3 protein-coding genes are annotated in these 1,871 nt (G+C 68.3%); all 3 read right to left on the bottom strand.

The annotated features are described in order from the left end of the window. Window positions 1–617: molybdopterin molybdotransferase MoeA (locus EOA29_RS34990; RefSeq protein WP_145969997.1), on the bottom strand; the 617-nt coding region annotated here is incomplete at its 3' end. Further along, complete coding sequence (gene moaC, locus EOA29_RS34985) at window positions 618–1,112, bottom strand: cyclic pyranopterin monophosphate synthase MoaC (protein WP_126093900.1); 495 nt, start codon at window positions 1,110–1,112, stop codon at window positions 618–620. A 2-nt stretch (window positions 1,113–1,114) separates the two neighbouring features. Beyond that, window positions 1,115–1,871, bottom strand: a 757-nt coding sequence (gene trpC, locus EOA29_RS34980) for an indole-3-glycerol phosphate synthase TrpC (RefSeq protein WP_127222299.1), incomplete at its 5' end; no start/stop codon positions are given.

The raw sequence follows: 1,871 nt of genomic DNA, 5'->3' as shown, positions 1-1,871 counted from the left end.
ACGCCATAGGCGTTGGACGAGATGATCTGGTCGGGGCCAAGCTCGCTGCCGGGCGGCAGCAATTCGTCGCCCGTGGCGATGATGGCCACCAGCGGCTGCCGCACCACATCGAGGTTCGGATGATTGGCGGATGCGGCAAGCGAAAGCGCTGCCGGGTCGAGCAGGCGACCGCTTTCGAGGAGCATGTCGCCTTGGCCGAAGTCCAGCCCGCGGCGACGGACATTGCGTCCCTGCGCGGTCGGCTCCATCACTTCGATGTCGCCGCCGCCGGGAGCGCGGACATTCTCCTGGATGACGACGGTGTCGGCGCCTTCCGGCAGGGGAGCGCCGGTGAAGATGCGCACGGCCTCGCCATCGCCGACGGAGCCGGTGAAGCCGCGCCCGGCCGGCGCCACGCCGATCACCGAGAGCCGCGCCGGCGCTGATGCCACGTCCGCGGAGCGGACGGCATAGCCGTCCATGGCCGATGCTTCGAAGGGCGGCTGGGTGCGCAGCGCGACCACCGACTCGGCCAGCACGCGGCCGGCCGCATCAGCCAGCGGCACGCTTTCGCCAGGCAACGCCGCAGCGCCGTCCAGCAGGCGCTCGAGAGCCTCGGCGACCGGAACCAATGCCATTTATGAACCTGCCCCGGATTTGGCCGACTTGTAGTCGCCCGACTTGCCACCGGTCTTCTCGACCAGCCTGATGCCGGAAATCACCATGGCGCGGTCCGCCGCCTTGGCCATGTCGTAGATGGTGAGACAGGCGACCGACGCGGCGGTCAGCGCCTCCATCTCCACACCCGTCTTGCCGGTGACGCGCGCAAGCGCGGTAACCTTGAGGCCGGGAAGCGCGCGGTCGGGCTCGATGTCGACGGCAACCTTGGTGAGAAGCAGCGGGTGGCAGAGCGGAACGAGCTCATGCGTGCGCTTTGCCGCCATGATGCCGGCGATGCGCGCGGTTCCCAGCACGTCGCCCTTCTTGGCGTCGCCGGTCAGGATCATTTCCAGCGTCTCCGGCCGCATCGAGACAAAACCCTCGGCGATCGCCGTGCGCGTCGTCTCGGCTTTGTCGCCGACATCGACCATGTTGGCCTCGCCGCCGGCGCTGATATGGGTGAGGGCGGGCATCGTCAGACGGCCTCGGCCGGCGCCTTGCCCGTCAGTAGCAGTGCGGTCGCGGCGGCCACATCGGCCTGCCGCATCAGGCTTTCGCCGACGAGGAAGGTGCCGATCCTGCTCTTCTCCAGCCGGCGGCAGTCCTGATGGGTGAAGATGCCGCTTTCGCTGACCAGCAGCCGGTCGGCCGGCACCATCGCCGCCAGTCGCTCGGAAACGTCGAGGCTGGTCTCGAAGGTCCTCAAATCGCGGTTGTTGATGCCGATCAGCCGCGACGAGAGGCGAAGCGCGCGCTCCATCTCCTTCTCGTCATGCACCTCGACCAGCGCGTCCATGCCGAGCTCGAACGCCGTGGCTTCGAGCTCACGAGCCAAAGCGTCGTCGACGCTTGCCATGATGATCAGGATCGCGTCGGCGCCCCAGGCCCGCGCCTCATGCACCTGGTATGGATCGAAGAGGAAATCCTTGCGCAGGGCAGGCAGGCTGACGGCGGCGCGCGCGGCGGTCAGGAAAGCGGGCGCGCCCTGGAACGACGGGGCGTCGGTCAGCACCGAAAGACAGGCGGCGCCCCCTTGCTGATAAGCCTTGGCGAGCGCCGGCGGGTCGAAGTCGGCGCGAATCAAGCCCTTGGAAGGGCTCGCCTTCTTGATCTCGGCGATCAGCGCGAAGCCGCCGGCCTTCCGCTTGGCCTCGAGCGCTGCAACGAAGCCGCGCGGCGGTTCTGCATCCTTCGCCTTCGCCTTGATATCGGCAAGCGGCGCGCTGAGCTTC

This window comes from Mesorhizobium sp. M1E.F.Ca.ET.063.01.1.1 (assembly GCF_003998155.1).
GTDB lineage: Bacteria > Pseudomonadota > Alphaproteobacteria > Rhizobiales > Rhizobiaceae > Mesorhizobium.
Note: the sequence above shows the minus strand (reverse complement) of the source record. Positions and strands in the feature narration are given on the sequence as shown.

Excerpts from the sequence above, each read along its gene's own strand:
- moaC (WP_126093900.1), bottom strand. The coding sequence starts at position 1,112 with ATGCCCGCCCTCACCCATATCAGCGCCGGCGGCGAGGCCAACATGGTC.